The sequence below is a fragment of the Nonomuraea sp. NPDC003707 genome, assembly GCF_053587055.1.
The window spans coordinates 46,751-65,705 of record NZ_JBSFNK010000045.1; the positions used below are offsets into that span (position 1 = coordinate 46,751).

Genomic DNA, 18,955 nt, shown 5'->3' on the forward strand with positions numbered 1-18,955 from the left:
ACCTCTGATCAGCCGGCCAGGGCCTTGACGCTTTCGGGCGTCCAGGCGTACTCGATCACGGGCAGTTCGACCCCTCCCGGCACGCTCTCCCAGAAGTCCCGCGTGGCGCTGCCGCCGCATCGCTCGTAGAAGGCGATGGCCGGGGCGTTGTCCCTGAGCACCTCCAGGTAGACCGCCTTGCCGGGGTGCTGGGCGGCTGCCCAGCCGAAGGCGCGGCTCATGAGCAGGCGTCCGATACCGGAGCGTTTGCGGGCGGGGCGGACGTGGAGGTTGTCGAGCAGGACCCGGCCGTCGGGCTGGGCGATCAGGTAGGTGAAACCCTGCAGCGCGTCGTCCTGCTCGGCGAGCAGCAGGTGGGAGGCGTTCTCGACGCTGCCCGGCTCACTGGACGCGAGCCGGGCGGCCCAGAGCGCCTTGCGGTCCTCCAGGAGCGGGCCGTCGAGGAAGGAGGCGGGCATGATCCCGGCGTAGGCCGTCTGCCAGCTCTCGGCGTGCAACGCCGCGATGAGGTCGGCGTCGCGCGGCGCGCCCGTTCTGAGTTGCATGGGTCAGAGCGTTCCATAACCGATGAACGACCCCGAACTGCCCTCGGACCCTCGTTCCTCAGGACAGGCGCCGGTCGGGTAATCACCTGGCCGGCCTCCAACAGCGCCTTGGCCTCCGAACCCCCGAAGGCCAAGGCGCCGGCTGGAGGTGACGCTCCACGCCACGAGCTTCTTCGACGGGCTCGCACTGGTGAAGCCCGTCGTTGTGCACTTCTCGGACGAGCCGCATCCCTGGCCCCTCGCCCCCCTGGGAGGAGCCCCTGCTCAGCGGAGTCGCCAGGATGCCGTAGCGCTGTGGTCCCAGTGCTCACCCGTCAGTTTGCGGCACCGCCAGCTCCTCTGCCGCTACGAACGCGCCGACGGCCCCCGCCGCCGCCACGTTCCTGACCTTGTTCCACAGCATGAAGCCACTCGTCCTTTCTCGATTGCGCCGAAAGCGTGGCAGCCGGGGCTTCCGTGTCTCTTCTCCATCGCTTCCTTCTTGCGGCCGGCGGCTCAGCGACAGTCGGCCGTTTTCGGTCACGGCGTTAGCCTCGTGATCGTGACGACCAGAAACTCGCATTGCTCCTTCTGCGGCACGGCCTACGTCCCCGGCCAGGAGTGGCCGCGGACCTGCGCCGGCTGCGGCAACACCAGCTACCTCAACCCGCTGCCCGTCGCCGTGATGGTGCTGCCGGTGGACGAGGGACTGCTGGTGATCCGCCGCGACGTCGAGCCGCACCGCGGCGAGCTCGCCCTGCCCGGCGGCTTCATCGACCTGGGCGAATCCTGGCAGCAGGCGGCCGCCCGAGAGCTTCGGGAAGAGACGGGCATCCTCGTCGAGGCGGACGACGTCCGGCTGTTCGATGTGCTCAGTGCCCCTGACAGCACGGTGCTGATCTTCGGCTTGGGGCCGCGTACGAGCTCGGCCGCCCTTCCACCGGTGACGGCCACGGCCGAAACGACGGAGTGGCTGGTGATCGACCGGCCGCAGGAGCTGGCGTTCCCGCTGCACACGCGGATGGCGGGGAAGTACTTCACCGGCGGTCAGCCTGTACGCGTCCAGTAGTCATGGGGGTGACGGCCGGGCCGGAACCCCTGGGCCTCGACCATGGCCGTCGCCTCGGCGAAGCGGTACGCGACTCCGGTCGGGTCGTGGGCATCGCTGCCGAAGGTGACCGCGTCTCCGCCTTCGTCACGCCACCAGCGAACGATCTCGGGATGGAGCGGCCCCCGCGTGTTGACCTCCAGAGCCCGGCCGCTGTCGGCGAGCACGCGCAAGGCATGACGGAACTCCTCCTGGAACGCGTTCGGATCGAACGACCCGGCCTGCGCAGGCCAGTAGCGAAGCGGGTAGTCGATGTGGGCGAGCACCCCGAAGGCGTCCGAGCTCCTGATCAGGCGAGGTATCTCGGCCAGGTATTCCCGGATCACCTCCGCGGCCGGTCGCTGACGGTACAGGTACGGCGGCTCGGAGAACTGCCGCCCCACCGGCAGGCAGTGCAGCGAACCGAGCACCCGGTCGAACTGCCCGGCCGCGAGCAGCCTCGCGACCTCGTCGCCGTACCAATGCGGTTCGCCCAATTCCACCCCGGTGATGATGCGCAGGCTCGGGAACCGATCGCGGCAGCGCCGCACGCACTCCAGATATCCGCCGGGATCGAATCTCGGCGGAGTCAGCGTTCCGGCCGGCGTTCCGGCCGGCGTGACGAACGGCTTGAGATGCGCGTATTCGTCGAGGTCGTCGGCAAGGACCACCCAGGCCGTGAAATCCACGTGCTCGGTGAACGCGACCGCGGGCAGCCCTGACTCCACCGCCCGCGCGCAGGTCCGCTCCATCGAGCCGCCCGGCGCATCCCACGACCATTCGCTGTGAACATGACTGTCCGCGGGCAGCATGACCTCATCCTCTCCTTCGACCGTCTACTGGTCTGCGTGCCCGGACTGGTGCTGCTCGGGCAGATGGCTTTCCGAATGCGCCCACACCAGGACGTTGTCATGCCGTTCCCGCCGAAAGAAATCGACCACCTCCTGGTCGGAATGGCGCAGGCTGAAGTGGGTCAGCACGAACAGCGTGTCCGGGTGCGCCTCGATCACGGGTTTGAGCCGGCTCCACACCGTGTGCCCGACCCGGTCCGCGCGAGGCAGCTCGCTGTCGTGGAGAAAAGTGCACTCGGTGATGATGACCGGATAGGTGAACAGCCAGAGGTTCCGCTCGAACACCGACACATGCGTATCGCCGAGGAAGGCGAAAAGGGGGCGGCGTATCTGCCGGTCGACCTCCACGCCTTCTCGCCGTTTCCGCGCCATGATCCGGCCGAACTCCGCGCCGCGTCCGTCCCGGACGAGTTCGTCCCGCAGGTCCTGGAATTCGGGCAGCAGTTCTTTGACGTCCTCACTGAACGCGTAGCCCACGCAGGGCACCTTGTGCTCGCATCCCACCACGCGCACGTGGTGGCCACGGGAGCCGAAAGCGAATTCGTCGTCCTGCCGCACGCCGTGAAGACGATAGGCCGGGGCCAGCGCCGGATCGTACGGCGCCGCGTGATTCAGCTCGGCGGACGCACGCAGAAAAGCCTCCACATAGGGCAGCGCCTCGGCCGGCAGGTAGATGTCGGCACCGGATGGCCTGGAGGCGAGGTAGTCGAGATCCTTGGCGTGGTCGTGGTGCGCGTGCGTCAAGAAGACCGTCTCGGGCTGCCGCCCTTCGCACAACCCGGCGTCCAGGGCGCATCGCAACTCCGGTATGTGGAAGAAGGTCTTGTCGTTCGCCCGGGAGTAACCGGTGAGGGTGAACGCGGTGCCGGGGATCCGCCACGTCTTCCACTGCCGGAAAGGATGCCCCTTCACCAGCAGGTCCGGATGCTCTTGGGAGGTCTGTGTCATCGGGTACGCCTTCCAGATGTTCGAACACTGGCCTTGATGGATGCTCGCCAGGTTCGCGGTCCGGCGGCGAAATTTCCAGTGGATATCTCTGCCGGCCCGGCTGCCTTTCCCATGCCGCCGGCCGAGCGCAGAATAGGCCGGTGGCGATCGAACTGGGCTTGATTCCCGCACCGGGCCGGCTCGAATGGGCCGGAGGTTCCGGGCCGTTCACAGGGGTCGTGCGTACCCGCGTCGATCCGTTGCTCCGGCCTGAGGCATATCGACTGACCGTGTCGGCCGACGGCGCCGAGATCGCGGGCGGTGACGAGGCCGGTGTTTTCTGGGGGTGTCAGACCTTACGGCAGATCCAGGGCTTGGACGCCTTTCGCCGTGCCCCCATCGCACGAGAGCCGGTCATGGTGCCGTACGTGACCGTACACGACGCGCCGCGGTTCGCCTGGCGGGGATTCATGCTCGACGTCGCACGCCATTTCCTGCCCAAGGAAGACCTGATGCGGTACGTCGACTTGCTGGCCGCGCACAAACTCAACGTGTTCCATCTGCATCTCACCGATGACCAGGGCTGGCGCGTCCAGATCGAGCGTTATCCCAAGCTGACCGAGGTCGGCGCGTGGCGACCGCGTACCCGCATGGGCTGGGGCGAGCCGGCGATCTGGGAGGAACGGCCGCACGGCGGGTTCTACACCAAGGACGACTTACGCGAGATCGTCGCGTACGCGGGGGAGCGGCACATCACGGTCGTACCCGAGATCGACATCCCAGGTCATTCGCAGGCGGCCATCGCCGCCTATCCCGAACTGGGGAACACCGACGTCATCGACACCACCGCGCTGGAGGTGTGGACCGAATGGGGAAAGAGCCCAAACGTGCTCGCGCCGACCGACGCCGTACTGCGCTTCTATGAGGGCGTTCTGGAAGAGGTGCTGGAGGTTTTCCCCAGCCTGTTCATCCACATCGGCGGTGACGAGTGTCTCAAAGGCCAATGGCGCGAGTCACCCACGGCGCAGGCACGCATCAGGGAATTGGGGCTCAAGGACGAGGACGGGCTCCAGTCCTGGATGATCAGCCACTTCGGCCGCTGGCTAGCCGAGCGTGGCCGTCGTCTCATCGGCTGGGACGAGATCTTGGAGGGCGGCCTGGCGGAGGGCGCCGCCGTCGCGTGCTGGCGCTGGTACACGGGCGGCATCGCCGCTGCCGAGGCCGGTCACGACGTGGTGATGTGCCCTCAGCAGGAGGTCTACCTCGATCACGTCCAGTCCCAGGATGCCCGGGAGCCCGTGCCGTTCGGCTGGGTGCACACGCTGGAGGACGTCTACCGGTTCGAGCCCGTACCGCCCCGGCTGGCGGGCACGGTTCACGCGGCCCGCGTCATCGGCACCCAGGCCAACCTGTGGACGGAAGTCGCCGAAAATCGCGGGCGAGTGGACTACCAGGCGTTTCCCCGGCTGGTCGCGTTCGCCGAAGTGGCCTGGTCGGACCTGCCGGCTCCCGACGAACGCGACTTCGACGGCTTCGAGCGCCGGATGAACGCGGCACACTACGCCCGCCTGGACGCGCTGGGCGTCGCCTACCGCCCGCCCGACGGACCCCGCCCATGGCAGCAACGCCCCGGCATCCCCGGACGCCCGCACAACAAACCTCGACGAACCTGGCGAATGGCCTGACCTGCCACACGACCGGTAATGCGGCAACCAACCACTCTCCGGACCTCTGGGCGTCTGGGCGGCGATCCATCGCTCGACCAACGCCAGCAAGGCCGACAAGGATCCCAACCTTCCAGACGCACACCTCTCCAGCCCGTTCTGAACGCCACCGATCGCGAAGAGAATCAGGTCGGTCAACTCACACACCTGGCGTCCCACGGCTGTGCGCGGCCCGGCGGTGAAGCGATATCAGATTTGCGCCACCCCTGCTCATCATTCGAACAAAGGAGAACCCTGTCATGTCGTCGACCGTCCTCTACATGTCCATGTCCCTCGACGGCTTCGTCGCCGGCCCCAATGAGGGACCCGATAACGGCCTGGGTGACGGCGGACACCGCCTCCACGAATGGACGGGAGGCGTCGGCGACGCCGAACAACTGGACGGCGCCGATCGTGAGGTCCTTGACGATTCTCTCTCCACCGGAGCGGTGCTCGCCGGCCGCGGGACCTTCGAACCAGCCGGAGGCTGGGACGGAGATCATCACGACGGCGTGCCCATCTTCATTCTCAGCCGCCACCAACCCGGCCCCCGATACGCGAAGTGGCCCAACGTCACTTATCTGAGCGATCTCAAGGACGCCGTACGCCGCGCCAAGGAGGCCGCCGGCGAGAAGAACGTGCTGGTCCATGGCGTGGGTACTGCCCAGGGTTGTCTCCTGGCCGGGCTCCTCGACGAGATACAGATCCACCTGGTCCCGGTCCTGCTCGGTGAGGGCCGCCGACTCTTCGAACACCTCGGCGCCGACCACATCGAACTGGAGACCATCCAGGTCATCCGAGGACGGGAAGCCACACACCTCCGCTACCGCGTCCGCCGATGACCTCGCCTACCGCGCCGAGTCGGTGGAAGGCCATCGGGATTCGATGAGCGTCCGTAGGCGGTTCCTGTGCAGGCGGTCGCGATCTCCTCGCGCTTCGCTCAGGCCTGACCAACCGAGCCGATCAGTGAAGGTCTGATGTAGTCGGCGCGGTGCAACCGCACTCCGGTGGCACGCTCGGCCAGCGCGAGCGCGCTCGGCAGCGGTTCTTCGGTGCCATCGTCCAGGTCGAGCCCAGGCTTTCACCTCAGCCATCTACGACCCTGCCGCAGTACGGCGATCACCCCGGAGCCGGAGCCGGAGCCGGAGTTGGAGCTGGAGCCCGAGCCGGAGGCAGAATGGAGGGCAATCGGCAGAGACGGGGGTTGCAGCATGAGCGAGCAACCTGGCACTGCGCTGGAAATACATGGAGCGTTGCACGATTGGTATGCGGTCCTGCACGTGAGCGGTGAGTTCTGCCACAATGCTCGCTTAGGGGCTCGTCTTCGCGATGCGATGACGGCGCTGCCCATGCCGGATCCGCCCTATCTGGTCCTCGACCTTGCCGGCGTTGACGCCTGGGACAGCTGGACCATCGGAGCGGTTCTTTCGAGCGCGAAGCGAGTGATGACAGGTGGCGGAGCGCTGGTTGTCGCGGCAGCTCCTGCTGACCTGCTGGCACACTGTCGACGGATAGGGCTGGACCGGGCGTTCAGGTTCCGCGAGACGGTGGAGTCGGCCGTGGAGCAGCTGCACTCTGGTGCGTGAGCGGCGGTACGGCACTCGGTCAGCGAGTTCGATAGGCACGGTGTGTAGTGCCACGGTGATACACCGCGCGAGAACAGTCCCTGACCAGGACCGGTCCGTTCCCCTCCCACTAGAAACTGTCGCCACCATTTGGCGCTGCTCCCACGGCCGCAAGGTGGCTGTGGCGCGATCGACCGCACGTGCTCTCGGGGCGGCCGGGACGATTCTCTGGTCCTCGTTGACCCTGTCCTTCGGATGACGATTTCCTACGTCACGAACCAGGGCTTCTACGCTAAGTAATGTGTTCATCACTCAAATGACTATGGTCACAATTGGTGATCTCTCGAAAACATTGAGTCTTCCGAAGAGCGGAGGCGGATGTGGCCAGTGAGTTCCAGCGTAGAAAGGTCGGCAGAGTCTTTCGGGCGATGGATGTGGACGGCGACGGCCGACTGACCCAGGCCGACTTCCAGGCGCTCGCCCACCGCTGGACGGCCGTCGGGGGGTCCGTCGACCCAGAGCGACTGGCCTCCATCATGACCGGTTGGTGGCCCGTGCTCCGAGCCGCCTCCGGCCCCGGTCGCGACGACGCCGTCTCCCTCGACGAGGTGCTTCGCGTCGTGGAAAGACTCGGTGACATGACCGACGCGGTCTCCGGCACTGCCGACGCGATGTTCGAGGCCATCGACCTCAACGGCGACGGCCTCATCTCCTGTTCGGAATACAGCGCGCTCATCGAGACGTGGAACGGGGCGCCCTCGGCGACCGATGAGATCTTCCCGCGCCTCGACCTGGACGGTGACGGTCACCTCACCCGCGACGAGTTCCGCACCCACTGGACAGAGTTCTGGGCCGGCGACGACCCGGACGCTCCCGGAACCTACGTATTCGGCGCGCTGGTGGAATAGCCCGAAGGTGGCGTCATCAGCGCGGCAGTGGAGCGCACCGAACGCCGGGGCGTTCCGCTATGGCAGGACATTGTCACAGGTGGAGGTTGGACGCATGCCGTACGGGCCATCGGGGTGCCGAGGCTCCATCTGCACGGCCTTCACCACACGGCGAACACGATCGCGGCGGAGTCGGGTGCGGGGCCTCAAGGGCCTGATGGTTCGGATGGGCCATGACAACGTGCGCGCCGCGATGATCTATCAGCATGCGGTGCGCGGGGCGGACCCAGGTGATCACGCAAGCGATCGACAAGCACCTGATCGGGAATGAACGGGCACGCGGTGATGGCGAGGACGACCCGCCTGGCGTGCTGGTACCCGCTGAGTGATCATCGGCCCTAACGGCGCGCCTAATGGCACGAGAAGATCGATAAGCTCGAACAAGATCAAAGCTCGGATCCTGAAAATGCCGATTGGTCTGGGCTTTCTGGTGTGGAGCGGGTGACGGGAATCGAACCCGCGCTGTCAGCTTGGGAAGCCTTTCAAGATCACACGGTTTGAGCTGGGGAAACGCCGGCCTGGGCAAATGCCAGCCGAGCGACCATGAGCCTCCGTGACTCCCCGCTATGCACCAACCTGACGGACACGCAACGGGCACGGCCAAGGGCCCACGATCAGAACTCGCGCGCGGCGTTCGCCGTTCAGCGACAGGCGAGTCAGTCGTCGAACTCGGAAACGTTCGCCTCGGTGGTTGCGACGAGCCGCAGCATGCGGTCGGCGTGCCTTCCAGGGCAGGAGCCTTACAGTCTGCCGGCCACCCGCTGGGCCACGGAGGCGATGCGCCCGCAGCGCTCGCGCGGATCAAAGCGCTGAACATCATTGGGCTGAGTCATCCACAGCGTCACCAGGAATCGCCCCTTCCGGAACACCAGCGCGCCGGCCGATCGGGCATAGGGCCGGGTCACGCAGTACGACTCCTCGCCCGCAGGACGGGTCAGCGGCTGCCCGCCGTCGAGCGGCCTGGTGAACTCGATAGAGTGCGCGGGCGCGGCATCGGCCATGTAGCTGATGACCTCTACCTGCAGTTTGTATCGGTCGGTGAGGTAGTTGTGCCCCGTGCTCCGCTCGCACCGTGTGTAGACGTAGGCGTACTCGTTCTGGTCGGGGATGCCCGTGCCGATGCTGAAGTTCGTCCTGCCGGCCGCGCTGCCGAACTCCTCCCCGACGAACGGCGCGGGCGGCCGGTGGAACAGCGTCCGGAAGTCCTTGGAATCGATGAGGGCGCACGCGGGCGCCGGCTTCGCGGTGATCAGAGGGCTGTCATAGGCGATAGAAGGGATGTCCGCCGGATCCGCCGAGCGCTCCACCAGGTTGCCGGCGATCGTCTCCAGCAGCGCCCGCCTGAGCTTCTCCTGCTGGGGTCCGCGCTGGAGCGACAACTCCACTTGCACGACCGTGTTCTTCAGCCGTAGAACGTAGTGCAGGTAGTCGATGGTCTCGTTCACTCGGCTCGAGCTGCGCTTGCGCTCCCGCACCGTCACGTCGCCGATCGCCGGCCTCGTGCTGTAGCGATCGAAGGAGTAGTCCATGGCGCGGGAACTGGTGTAGCTCTCCTGAAAGACCGCGATCTCCACCGGGGACTTCGGCCACAGCACGTACTTGCAGCTGTTCGGCGCGTCGGTCGGGACGAACAGCCCGCCCTTCTCGATCGGACCATTGCCCTGCCCGTCGAAGTAGGAGCGCCGGTACGATCCGACCAGGGGATTGGGGTGCAGAAGCAGCCCGAGCTTGTTCAGATCGGCGAACGTCAGCAGAGTGCAGGCTGAGATGACCGGTGAGCCGGCATACCGGCGCGGCGAGCGGCCGGGTTTCGCCACCAGCGGCCCAGGATCGGCGATCCCCTCCGCCTCCTCCCCTTTCAGCTCGTCGTAGCCGTCACGCTCGACCGTCTTCAGCTTGGCGCCGCCCTCGGCGATGTCCCGCCCGGGCTCCGGCGAGGCGGTGCGGTCTCCCCGTGCGATCGGACGGACATCGCCCCGCAGCTTGGACACCGCCACGAAGCCGACGGCGATCACCAAGGCGGCTATCAGCAGCCCTGAGACGCCCAACAGCGCCGCCGTACACCCCGAATTCCTGCGCCGCCGCGGGGGCGGTGGCCCTCCAGGCGCATATGGAGGACCAAACGGGTAGGGCGGTTGCGGCTGCCGCGCATTCCCGTATACGCCCTGCGGCCCGCTTCTGGCATGGCGCGGTTGGCCCTGCGGCTGCCACGCACCGGGCCCGGCGTGGTAGGGCGGCTGTGCCATGATGCCTCCCTTCCCTGATCGCTACTAGCTCGGTCCACCGGCCTTCGTATAGGAGCCCGGCAAAGGGGGAGCGTAGCTCTCCAATGGCGACCAGCCGTAACACTTCCGGCTTTGGTGAAGCTTTCAGGCCAGGCTTTGCGGAGGAAGAACGAATAGCGGCGGTTTTCGCACCTCACGGGGACGTGGATGGTCCGCCTGGCCCGGTTGCATCTGGCCCCAACAAAGATCAAGGCTCAGATACCGACTTCGTCGGTCTACCTGGGTCTTCGTACGTGGAGCGGGTGACGGGAATCGAACCCGCTGTCAGTTTGGGAATTGCAGGGATCTTGCCTCGTAGAGGCGCCGACCTGCAGCTGAGGCCGGTCGTGAGTGACCGTGGTTGACCCCTCGTCACCGCCCTTAATGGCACGCTAATGGCACGACGATCAGCCTGCGACCTGCTGTTCCTCGCGCGACGCGTCCCCTCCCTGCCTGATCACTTTGCCTACAGTCGACCCGTGCGGGGAGAAAGCGGCCAGGGCCACGGGGGCATCCTTGATTGGAGACACGCAACGGGCACCCCCGCGCGGGGCAGTGCCTGGATCCGCGAACCTACGCATCCACCAATCGGCTCGACACGAGGCTCGCCAGGCGCAACCTTCGGCGAGAGGCGACATGCATCGGATGTGGATGTGAAGAATATGACTAGATGGTTATAATCGCTTACATGAGCTGGGAGGTCAGTCTTCATCCGGAGGTCGAGGCGTGGTACCTGACCATGTGCGTAACCGATCCGGAGACTGCAGACCTAGTCAAGGACGCGATCGATCAGCTCGCGGAGGAAGGCCCGACGGCGCGTCGTCCTCTGGTCGACCGGGTACAGGGCAGTCGGTACCACAACATGAAGGAACTACGCCCGCCCTCATCGGGGACGAGTGAGATCCGGATGCTGTTCTGCTTCGATCCGGTAAGGGAAGCGATCTTTCTGGTAGCCGGCGATAAAGCCGGCAACTGGAACCGCTGGTATCGGGAAGCGATACCACTGGCTGATGAACGATTTGCCCAGCACCTGATCACGCTCAAAGAAGAAGAGCAGGAGGAGCGATGAGCGCTCGGTACAGCAAGTGGTCGGACGTCAAGGCCAAAGCGGCAGCGCTCGACCCGCGAGACGAGACGGAACGCGCTGCTGGAGAGGCCGCCGCGCGTGAACGCCGCGAAGCGTACGTCCGCGGATTCCAGCTCGCCGAGATCCGTCAGGCCGCCGGTGTCACTCAGGCTGAACTCGCCCACACCTTGGGAGTCAGCCAAGCTCGCATCTCCAAGATCGAACACGGCGAAGTATCCGGCATCGACGTCGTAAGAGAGTACATCGCTGCACTCGGGGGTCACTTGGATCTCGTAGCTACGCTCGGCGACCGAACCTGGAAAGTCGCCTGAGATAGGCGCGCCGATCCACAGCCAAGTAGGTCAGAGCTTTGACCATGCCAGCCCTGACCTGGGCCTTCCTTGTGGAGCGGGTGACGGGAATCGAACCCGCGCTGTCAGCTTGGGAACTCTTTCAAGATCATGGCCTCTGAGCAGGGGAAACGCTGACCTGGGCATATGCCGGTCGAGTGACCGTGAGTCCCCGCGACTCCCCGTTGATCGCCGTCCGAACGGGCACGCAGCGGGCACGGCCTGGCGGCCCTCATGAACTTCACTCGCTCTGCTCGGGCATCTACCTCACCCACCTACGGTCCTACCGGCGAGTGACTCGTGATCATAAAGGGTTGGACAGCGCCTCCGCGCGGACAAGAAGATCTCGGCATGGGAACCGACATCCACGGATTCATCGAGTGCCGCACATGGACTCCCGGTCTCGATGTCGGCGAGACCGCTTGGTGCGCTGCTATCTCGCTGAAGATGTTGGTTGGTAGAGACTACGAAGCCTTCGATTGTCTCTTCGGGGTTCGCCGCTCAGGCCACTGGCGACCGATCGCGGCCGATCGCGGGCTCCCCCAGGATGCGTCGGAGAGCACCAAAGCGGGTTTGGCGGAATGGGGGAAAGCTGCCTTCGGTGTCACGTGGTTGAACTGGGATGAGGTCACCGCGATCGACTGGGATGAACCCGCCCTTCATCCGACCAACATAGCCCAGTACCGGCAGCTTCCCGATCAGAGCCTAGAACTCGTTTACCGCTCGGTATGGAGCCGCAGATTCGCTCGGGTAAGTGGCGTGGATACCTTGACGGTCGACCCTAATCAGGTTGCTGTGCTGTGGGATGAAGGCACCGAGTGGAGGGACAGAGACAGCATCTTCCGTGTTGAGCGTGCCACGCGCCGCCGTGCCATACCGCCTGACAGCCTCTGGCACGGGGTATGGACAGTCATGCGTACGCTTGCGCATGTTCACGGAGACGATGCTGTCCGCTTGGTGGCCTGGTTCGAGGAGTAGACGATCCGGCATGCAGAACAGCACTTTTCGTGCGTGGAGCGGGTGACGGGAATCGAACCCGCGCTGTCAGCTTGGGAATTGCAGGGATCTTGGCTCGTAGAGGCGTTGACCTGCGCCTGAGTCCGGTCGTGAGTGACCGTGGTTGACCCCTCGTCGCCCCTCTTAATGGCACGCTAATGGCACGGCGATCAAGGCTCTGACCTCATCAGGAAGGGTATAGATGGTCGGTCGAACCGGTCAGTGCAGGCTTGGCGTACTGGCTGCGTGAGAGACGTACACCGGTGGCCCGTGAAGCCAAGGCGAGGGCGCTGGAGATGGGGTCGTCGGCGTATCCGTCGTCATCTGGGTACAGCCCGAGCTCACGCACGTCGGCGAGGAACCTGTCAGGATCGTTGCCCTTGCGGAACCGGTAGCTGTACAGGCTGAACGTGGTGATCAGCTGCTCGTTGACCTCGTGGGTGAAGTCCGAGCCCTTAAGGTCGGCGAAGACGGTGGCCACAGCTGTGCCCAGGGAGAGTGGTTCCGCCACGTTGGTGACGTACTTGGTTGCCCATCCGCTCTCGGCCATTACGGTTCCACCCTCGGCGGCATAGGCGGCGACCCCGTAATCTCCTGAGGTGCCCGGGGTGACCTTGACCCGCCGCAGAGCATCCGCAGGGGACAGTCCTCGTACAAAGTTGATGCACAGAAGGGTGGTGCCGACACCATCGGTCCATGCATCACGGAGCCAGGCGTAGTCTCCCGCGATCGCGCCGCTCATGAGCATCTCCCCAGTGGTCGTTCGGTCGCGGCGATCCTACAGAAAGGTCCAACAAGCAGGGCATGTCCAGCTAGAGGCGCACTGCGCACACCGCTAGTTGCACGCAAGATCGAAGAGAGCCCCAGAAACGATCGAAGCCGGGTCGGAAACTATCCCTGACCTGGCTCTTCATAGTGAGAGCGGGTGACGGGAATCGAACCCGCGCTGTCAGCTTGGGAACTCTTTCTGGATCATGGCCTCTGAACAGGGCAACGCTGACCTGGGCATACGCCCGTCGAGTGACCGTGAGTCCCCGCTGATCGCTGTAGGAACGGGCACGCAACGGCACGCATACTCCTCCTGGCGCGATACGTTCGAGCTGTGACGGCTCAGGATACGTACCGTTCTCTGCTGAAGCACTTCATTACTCCGGGAATGCATGAGCGAAGTTTTCGGGGCGGCAGTGGCAAGTATTATGTCAACGGCCCGAACGGCCACATCGGAAGCGTGCTGATCAGCCGGAACCCCAAGGTCGGCACTCGAGAGCGAGTTAGCTTTGGGATCCATATCGGTGTCGCATCCCGTTATCTACAGGAGTTCGTGGCGGAAAAAGACGGAGCTTTCACGCGACGTCCGTCAGTCTGGTCCGACCATGATTGGCTCGATCAGATCACCAGCGGCCACTTGCTTCATGCTGACGAAGATGTTGAACCCATCGGTGTGACCATTCTCGACATCATCGATCGTGAGGGAATACCTCGGATCACAGACAGCATGACTGACGTCGGCCTGCTCCGAGCGATTGGTCGGTGCCCAGTTGGCGTTGGTGGTAGAACCGCACGCCTGTTGAGGCAGATCGAAGCCGGAAGGCAGCAGCTTCAGACGTAGGGCTAATCGGGTGACATCTGCTGGACGCAGTAACGCGCTCGGTGGGAACTGTCACCGACCGTGGGCTGGGGCTGAGGAACGAAGTCCCAGACCTCCGATCGCCCCCAAGCACATACGGTGGCCGACCACGCCGCGGCGATCGTAAGGGCTCTAGTTGTGCGGCGGCGTGGCAACCCCGGCCGGTGCGTTCGGTTGGTACGGCGGTGCTGGCGCGCGGCGCCCGGCCCGGTGTCCCGCTGCCGTCCGGGACCGGCCCCCAGGCCGCACGCCCGGACGGCGGGCGGGCGGAGGGCCGGGAGTACGGCGGCGCGCCGCGCCGCCGCTTGATACCTACAAGAGCTATTCGGCAGTGTGCTGGCTGTGCCTTGTGGCCTCGCGAGCCTCGGCGATGAGCTCCACGAGGTCGGCTACGAGCTTGGGGCTTGCGGCGATGGTCGCGAGGGCGGTCATGCTGTGCGCACTGCCGTCGAGATCGATCACTGTGGCCCCGGCTTCGCGGGCGATGGTGACGCCTGCGGCGGTGTCCCATGGGTTGTTGCTGAGCATGATGTTGGCGTCGATCTTGCCGTCTGCCACCCACACGAGATCGATCGCGGCTGAGCCGAACATCCGTATGCGCTGGACGCGTGCGGCTAGCTCTTGGGTCAGGGCGAGTCGTGGCTTGTTTTGTTCCTGGGCGTGCTCGCCCACGGCGTAGTCGCCGATGGCGACGATGGCAGTTTCCAGGTCGCGGGCGTCGCTCACTTGAATGTGAGATCCGTTGGCTTGTGCGCCGGCTCCTTCGGCGGCCGAGTAGCGGAGGTTGAGGAACGGCAAATCGATCACCCCGAGCGTGGGCATGTCCTTGTCCACCAGACCCAGGGACACCCCACACAACGGGATGCCATGCAGGAAGTTCGCCGTCCCGTCCACGGGGTCCAGCGCCCACATCAGACCATCGCCTGTTCGACTGACGCCCTCCTCCTCACCGAGGAATCCGATCTCGGGTGTTTCACGAGACAGGAACTCTCGTACGGCGTGCTCGACGGCGTAGTCCACCTCAGTCGCCATGTCGCGGTCGCCCTTGGAGGTGACGACGCCTGGAGCCTTGGTTCTGATGATCTCGCTGGCGATCGATGCGGCGCGTTCGGCGATTGGGAGAAGCGTTCGGGCCTCGATGGTCATACAGGTTTGCTCCGCTCCCACATATCCCTGAACACCCGGTCGAAGACGGGGAACAACCCCTCCGCGGCGGTGTTGTCTTTGATCACGAAGGTTGGCGAGTCGACTCCGCGGGACTGCGGTAGGTACGGCTGGACCACGCAGAGCGCCCGGTCAACGATCAGCAAGTTGAAGCGGATCGTCTCGTCGTAGACGTGAAGTTCGAGGCGCTGGGCCGAGGCGGTGTCGAGTCGATCGCGCAGCCTGGTCAACATGGTGATGTTGAGTGCTGTGAGGGTCGTCAGAGTGCTGTCGGTGTAGCGCTCTTCTGCTTCGCGGGCACGGATCGCCTGGCCTTTGGGGTCGAGGAAGAGGCAGCGGATGCGAGTGCCGGAGTCCAGCAGGCGCCTGAGCTGATGGTCGGGGTAGCTCTGGCAGATGACGTTGAGCGACAGGCCCGCCGCGTTGATCTCCTTCGCGCTGTCGAACATCGTCGATGGGGGATACGCGGATGAGAAGGCGGAGCGGCTGCTGAAGACCGCGGTTACGTCGGCCATTTGCGGCATCGCGCAGGCTGCAACCTCGGGGCCGGCGCTTCGGGCTGGCTCTGGCTCTGCCCTCGGCGTGGGGACTTCGACGGCGTTCGTGGAGAACAGCTCACGTGCCGACTTGCCGGGGAACATCGCTTCCAAGACGCGGCAGTGACCGGAGTAGGGCAAGCCCTTGAGTTCGCCTGTCAGCCATCGATGGAGTTGCGCACGGCTCGGCCAACCACCCTGCAACGACGGGTCCACCTTCTTGGCGGCTTTGTCGTACTCCTTACAGAACGTGCTGTAGGTCTGCCAGTGGCGTTGCGTCAGAAGGGTCTTCAACAGGATCGGCTGGTCAGTCATGATCCGCGCCTCGGGCTGGGGTGCCATATAGGCCCAGGTTAGCGACAGAGACGGGCTCGGACGAGACAAAGACGAGACGAACGGAGACGAGTCGATCACAGACGGTACTCGCGGGCGATCGAGACGTGACAGTCCCTCGGGCAATCCTCGTTGCATGACTGCGCGATGTGACTCTTGCTCGGGACGAGGCTGGAAATACGTCAGTCTTCGCCGGGCTGTTGTGGCGGCTGAGAACCCCGGTGGCGCCGTCTCGGACGACAGGCACCGGGACGACTGCTGGCGATGCAACGGGACCGGAGAGGCGGGTGCGCTGTCGTGACGATGGACATCGACTGTTTCAGCTTCCATGTCGCGGCGCCGCAACCGGATCACATGCGCTTGGTCTGGCAAGAGCCCCACAAGGCGGAGGACCTGGTCCGGGTGACCGCCTACACCTGTGACTGCGAGGACACGGTGTACGAGCTGTGCAATGCAGCGGGCCACTCCTTCATCCGCCGGACTCAGCGAAGCGCCGGGGCAACACAGGTTCATGAGACGTATCGATGGCTGCGCAAGGAGGCGCAAGGCGTCTGGGTAGCCCTTCTCGAAGGTCGGGTCCGATAAGCGGGCGCGGCGAGGGGTGCGGAGGGGTGCCCATCTCGTCGTGCCTTGGGTTGGTGGGGGACTGCTGTCGCGCAGTCAGACAGTCCCCCACCAGTCCGTACGGTTCCTGTGTGCGAGGGGGAGACAGACCGTTCAACTCGAACTAGGCTTTACGACAAGTCGAGTTGTTGGATGGTCGTCATGTCCTCTGAAGAGTTCGCCCCACCGAAGTACGCCCAGATCGTGCAGACGATCAGGCAGAAGATCGCGGACGGGACATATCCGCCCGGCTCTTTGTTGCCCTCCGAAACGCAGCTTGTTCGGGAGTTCGGGGTAAGCCGTCCCACTGTCGTGCGGGCGCTTCAAGTCCTCCAACTCCGCGGGGTCATCGATCGGGAGCATGGCAAGGGATCCTTCGTGAAGGCGACCCCGCCCGGCTCAGCGAATCAGAACACCCGGACGGGACGAGCTGTTCTAGATCGAGTGGAAGCTGATGAGGACTGCTCCGTCATCGATGCTGGGCACCTGACGGCGACAGCATCAGTCGCGAAGCTACTCGACGTGCCGGAGGGGTCTCCCGTGGTACGGCGCCGTGTCCTGTTCCGCGACGACGAGCGGCCAACCGATCTGTTCACCGTCTGGTGCCCGGCACACCAGGCCGAAGGCACGCAGCTCGACAAGGCACAGCCACTGCCCGCCGGCATCAGGCAGCATCTTCATGCGAGCAAGAGTCTCAAGCTCCAACACGTCGTTGAGCGACTGAGTGCCCGGCACCCCTCGTCCGAGGAAGCAAAGCTCCTGGAAGTGCGCAAGACGACACCGGTCCTTGGAGTGCTGGCAAGCGTCTTCAACGGCGGCGGACGACCCGTGCTCGTCGTGGACCTGGTGCTTCCCGGCGATCTCCATGAGCTGGAAGACGCTTACTCGCTTTGACCTTCAAGTAGATGTGAGTAGTCGTACCCCAACTCCGTCAGCTGTTCCTTCACCCATCGGCTGTGGTGGCTCTCCGGCGTTCGCAGGAGGAACTTCAGGCTTGCGATTGCGCGCTGTTCGCGTTCCCTCTTTCTTCGCGGACTGAAGTCGCCGGGGAGATTGTGGCATAGATCGGCGATTAGTCCGATCTGCTCAACGAAATCTGCGGGGAAATCTGCATCCGCAGGTCTATGGGAGTGTCCCATTCGAGCCATATGCCGGATCTCAATAAAAGCCAAGGACATCAGGCTGAGAACAGCCTCCTGGGCCGACATCCGCTGAGCCATCACGCTCTCTTTCTGTACGACAAACAGGCGTAATTCTCCTCAAAGCGTTGGTGTATCGCTTGGCCTCAAGAAAAATGTCGCCAACTTGTGTTGTCGAGTGCTCGGAAGCGGGGTATCTTCATGACAACTCGACAAGACGAGTTAGCGACAAGACGACTAGCTAGGAGCAAGCCTCATGGCACTGCAAGGTCCCATCCCCGTCACGTTCGACATGGTCTTCCCGCACGGCTGCTACATCGTCGGCGAGGTCGAGCCCGTCAAGGACTTCGACGCCTCGACCAACGGGCGCTTCGTCCAGACCCGCGACAAGCAGAGCGGAGAGCTTGTCTGGCAGGTCAGCGTCATGGACGCCGACCCCACGCTCAAGGCGGCCCAGAAGACCGTCTCTGTCAAGATCCTCAGCCCGGTGCAGCCGGTTCCTCCGGCTCCGATGGCTGGGCTGCCGTTCACGCCGGTCGAGTTCGACCACATGACCGCAACGCCGTACGTCAACCAGGCCGGGCGGCTGGCGTACTCGATCAAGGTTCGCGAGATGCGTGCTCCTCGTCCGGCCGGTAAGGCGACAGCCACTGCCAAGGACGCGGCGTGATGGGGCGGAGGAAGGCCCGTCCGGTCAGCACGATCGCTCTGAAGGTCGGTCAGGGAGCTGATGTGCGGAACCATCCGTATCCGCAGCGGGCGCCGGTCCTGGGGCTTGTCTTCGGCGGCACACAGGTGCTCGTCACCACGTCGGCCAACGATCACGTCACCCTCGACGATGTCGAGTTCGCTCGGAGCCTGGCACGCGAGGCTGCCATGTTCGCGGGTGCGGTGGAGCGTATGTTCCACGGTCTCCCGAACAGGCTGGGGGTGGCTGGTCGATGACGCTCAGCCCGTACACCTACGTCACCGTTTCCGTGCGTCCCGATCAGCCCTCACGGGTCAGTGTCGCCTTCTGCTCGGCGGAGCTGCGGGCGCGCGCCTGGCTCGGGGAGAGCGGCAAGCCCTGCTTCGACCTGGACACCTCGGACGCCTCGGTGACCGTCTCGATCTCAGGGCCGGTGACCGACGATGACCTGACCGTTGCTCGCGAGATCTTCAACGCCGCCGCTCGGTACCTGGCCGACTGCGAGCGGCTGCACTCCGGCCAGTCAGACAAAGCCACCGCAGACGAGGCGGCCTGATGTTCAGCGGGGCCGCAGGAAGCGGCAAC

The 18,955-nt window shown here is 64.8% G+C and carries 21 protein-coding genes; 14 read left to right on the forward strand and 7 right to left on the reverse strand.

Going from position 1 to position 18,955, the window contains the following annotated elements; all coding sequences use genetic code 11:
* Positions 1-8: 8 nt before the first annotated feature.
* On the reverse strand, positions 9-545 hold the full coding sequence (locus tag ACWDRB_RS58310; protein WP_449910050.1) for an N-acetyltransferase family protein: 537 nt from the start codon (positions 543-545) through the stop codon (positions 9-11).
* 541 nt (positions 546-1,086) lie between these two features.
* Here ACWDRB_RS58310 and ACWDRB_RS58315 point away from each other — a divergent pair.
* Positions 1,087-1,593: an NUDIX domain-containing protein gene (locus ACWDRB_RS58315; RefSeq protein ID WP_449910052.1), complete on the forward strand. Its 507-nt coding sequence runs from the start codon at positions 1,087-1,089 to the stop codon at positions 1,591-1,593.
* Here ACWDRB_RS58315 and ACWDRB_RS58320 read toward each other — a convergent pair.
* Both ACWDRB_RS58320 and ACWDRB_RS58325 read right to left on the reverse strand, forming a co-directional pair.
* Entirely contained in the window at positions 1,572-2,423 is an 852-nt protein-coding gene (locus tag ACWDRB_RS58320; protein WP_449910053.1) for a PHP domain-containing protein, read from the reverse strand. The genes ACWDRB_RS58315 and ACWDRB_RS58320 overlap by 22 nt on opposite strands.
* Before the next feature lie 24 nt (positions 2,424-2,447).
* Positions 2,448-3,410: an MBL fold metallo-hydrolase gene (locus ACWDRB_RS58325; protein ID WP_449910055.1), complete on the reverse strand. Its 963-nt coding sequence runs from the start codon at positions 3,408-3,410 to the stop codon at positions 2,448-2,450.
* Between the two features lie 140 nt (positions 3,411-3,550).
* Here ACWDRB_RS58325 and ACWDRB_RS58330 point away from each other — a divergent pair, with 140 nt between their 5' ends.
* From ACWDRB_RS58330 to ACWDRB_RS58345, 4 genes are all read left to right on the forward strand, one after another.
* Positions 3,551-5,074, forward strand: a complete 1,524-nt coding sequence (locus ACWDRB_RS58330; RefSeq protein WP_449910057.1) for a beta-N-acetylhexosaminidase — start codon at positions 3,551-3,553, stop codon at positions 5,072-5,074.
* Between the two features lie 278 nt (positions 5,075-5,352).
* Entirely contained in the window at positions 5,353-5,934 is a 582-nt protein-coding gene (locus ACWDRB_RS58335; RefSeq protein WP_363961949.1) for a dihydrofolate reductase family protein, read from the forward strand.
* A 369-nt stretch (positions 5,935-6,303) separates the two neighbouring features.
* On the forward strand, positions 6,304-6,678 hold the full coding sequence (locus tag ACWDRB_RS58340; RefSeq protein ID WP_449910059.1) for an STAS domain-containing protein: 375 nt from the start codon (positions 6,304-6,306) through the stop codon (positions 6,676-6,678).
* Between the two features lie 359 nt (positions 6,679-7,037).
* Positions 7,038-7,565, forward strand: a complete 528-nt coding sequence (locus tag ACWDRB_RS58345) for an EF-hand domain-containing protein (RefSeq protein WP_449910061.1) — start codon at positions 7,038-7,040, stop codon at positions 7,563-7,565.
* Between the two features lie 779 nt (positions 7,566-8,344).
* Here ACWDRB_RS58345 and ACWDRB_RS58350 read toward each other — a convergent pair.
* Positions 8,345-9,652: a hypothetical protein gene (locus ACWDRB_RS58350; protein ID WP_449910063.1), complete on the reverse strand. Its 1,308-nt coding sequence runs from the start codon at positions 9,650-9,652 to the stop codon at positions 8,345-8,347.
* Positions 9,653-10,556: 904 nt separating this feature from the next.
* Between ACWDRB_RS58350 and ACWDRB_RS58355 the strand changes: the two genes are divergently transcribed.
* The 3 genes from ACWDRB_RS58355 to ACWDRB_RS58365 all read left to right on the forward strand — a co-directional run bounded on the left by ACWDRB_RS58355 (position 10,557) and on the right by ACWDRB_RS58365 (position 12,262).
* Entirely contained in the window at positions 10,557-10,937 is a 381-nt protein-coding gene (locus ACWDRB_RS58355; RefSeq protein WP_350733088.1) for a type II toxin-antitoxin system RelE/ParE family toxin, read from the forward strand.
* Positions 10,934-11,266 carry a helix-turn-helix domain-containing protein gene (locus tag ACWDRB_RS58360; protein ID WP_344998078.1) on the forward strand — a complete coding sequence of 111 codons (333 nt, stop codon included), beginning with the start codon at positions 10,934-10,936 and terminating at the stop codon, positions 11,264-11,266. The genes ACWDRB_RS58355 and ACWDRB_RS58360 overlap by 4 nt, the downstream gene beginning before the upstream one ends.
* A gap of 369 nt (positions 11,267-11,635) precedes the next feature.
* Complete coding sequence (locus ACWDRB_RS58365) at positions 11,636-12,262, forward strand: hypothetical protein (RefSeq protein ID WP_449910066.1); 627 nt, start codon at positions 11,636-11,638, stop codon at positions 12,260-12,262.
* 205 nt (positions 12,263-12,467) lie between these two features.
* Here the strand turns inward: ACWDRB_RS58365 and ACWDRB_RS58370 are convergent, their stop codons facing one another.
* The gene (locus ACWDRB_RS58370; protein WP_449910068.1) at positions 12,468-13,022 is read right to left on the reverse strand and encodes a DUF6461 domain-containing protein; all 555 of its coding nucleotides are present in this window, start codon (positions 13,020-13,022) and stop codon (positions 12,468-12,470) included.
* Between the two features lie 360 nt (positions 13,023-13,382).
* Here ACWDRB_RS58370 and ACWDRB_RS58375 point away from each other — a divergent pair, with 360 nt between their 5' ends.
* Entirely contained in the window at positions 13,383-13,889 is a 507-nt protein-coding gene (locus tag ACWDRB_RS58375) for a hypothetical protein (RefSeq protein ID WP_449910070.1), read from the forward strand.
* A 339-nt stretch (positions 13,890-14,228) separates the two neighbouring features.
* Here ACWDRB_RS58375 and ACWDRB_RS58380 read toward each other — a convergent pair whose 3' ends face one another.
* Together ACWDRB_RS58380 and ACWDRB_RS58385 are read right to left on the reverse strand one after the other, a co-directional pair.
* Positions 14,229-15,053 carry an inositol monophosphatase family protein gene (locus ACWDRB_RS58380; protein ID WP_449910072.1) on the reverse strand — a complete coding sequence of 275 codons (825 nt, stop codon included), beginning with the start codon at positions 15,051-15,053 and terminating at the stop codon, positions 14,229-14,231.
* On the reverse strand, positions 15,050-15,922 hold the full coding sequence (locus ACWDRB_RS58385; RefSeq protein WP_449910074.1) for a DUF5919 domain-containing protein: 873 nt from the start codon (positions 15,920-15,922) through the stop codon (positions 15,050-15,052). The genes ACWDRB_RS58380 and ACWDRB_RS58385 overlap by 4 nt, the downstream gene beginning before the upstream one ends.
* A gap of 315 nt (positions 15,923-16,237) precedes the next feature.
* Here ACWDRB_RS58385 and ACWDRB_RS58390 point away from each other — a divergent pair, with 315 nt between their 5' ends.
* The 5 genes from ACWDRB_RS58390 (at position 16,238) to ACWDRB_RS58410 (ending at position 18,926) form a co-directional block, all read left to right on the forward strand.
* Positions 16,238-16,525 carry a hypothetical protein gene (locus ACWDRB_RS58390; protein ID WP_449910076.1) on the forward strand — a complete coding sequence of 96 codons (288 nt, stop codon included), beginning with the start codon at positions 16,238-16,240 and terminating at the stop codon, positions 16,523-16,525.
* A gap of 180 nt (positions 16,526-16,705) precedes the next feature.
* On the forward strand, positions 16,706-17,437 hold the full coding sequence (locus ACWDRB_RS58395) for a GntR family transcriptional regulator (RefSeq protein WP_449910078.1): 732 nt from the start codon (positions 16,706-16,708) through the stop codon (positions 17,435-17,437).
* Between the two features lie 501 nt (positions 17,438-17,938).
* The gene (locus ACWDRB_RS58400; protein ID WP_449910080.1) at positions 17,939-18,352 is read left to right on the forward strand and encodes a plasmid replication, integration and excision activator; all 414 of its coding nucleotides are present in this window, start codon (positions 17,939-17,941) and stop codon (positions 18,350-18,352) included.
* Positions 18,352-18,627, forward strand: coding sequence for a hypothetical protein (locus ACWDRB_RS58405; RefSeq protein WP_449910082.1), 276 nt, complete (start codon positions 18,352-18,354; stop codon positions 18,625-18,627). The genes ACWDRB_RS58400 and ACWDRB_RS58405 overlap by 1 nt, the downstream gene beginning before the upstream one ends.
* Entirely contained in the window at positions 18,624-18,926 is a 303-nt protein-coding gene (locus ACWDRB_RS58410; protein WP_449910084.1) for a hypothetical protein, read from the forward strand. Before ACWDRB_RS58405 ends, ACWDRB_RS58410 begins: the two co-directional genes overlap by 4 nt.
* The last annotated feature ends 29 nt before the right edge of the window (positions 18,927-18,955 follow it).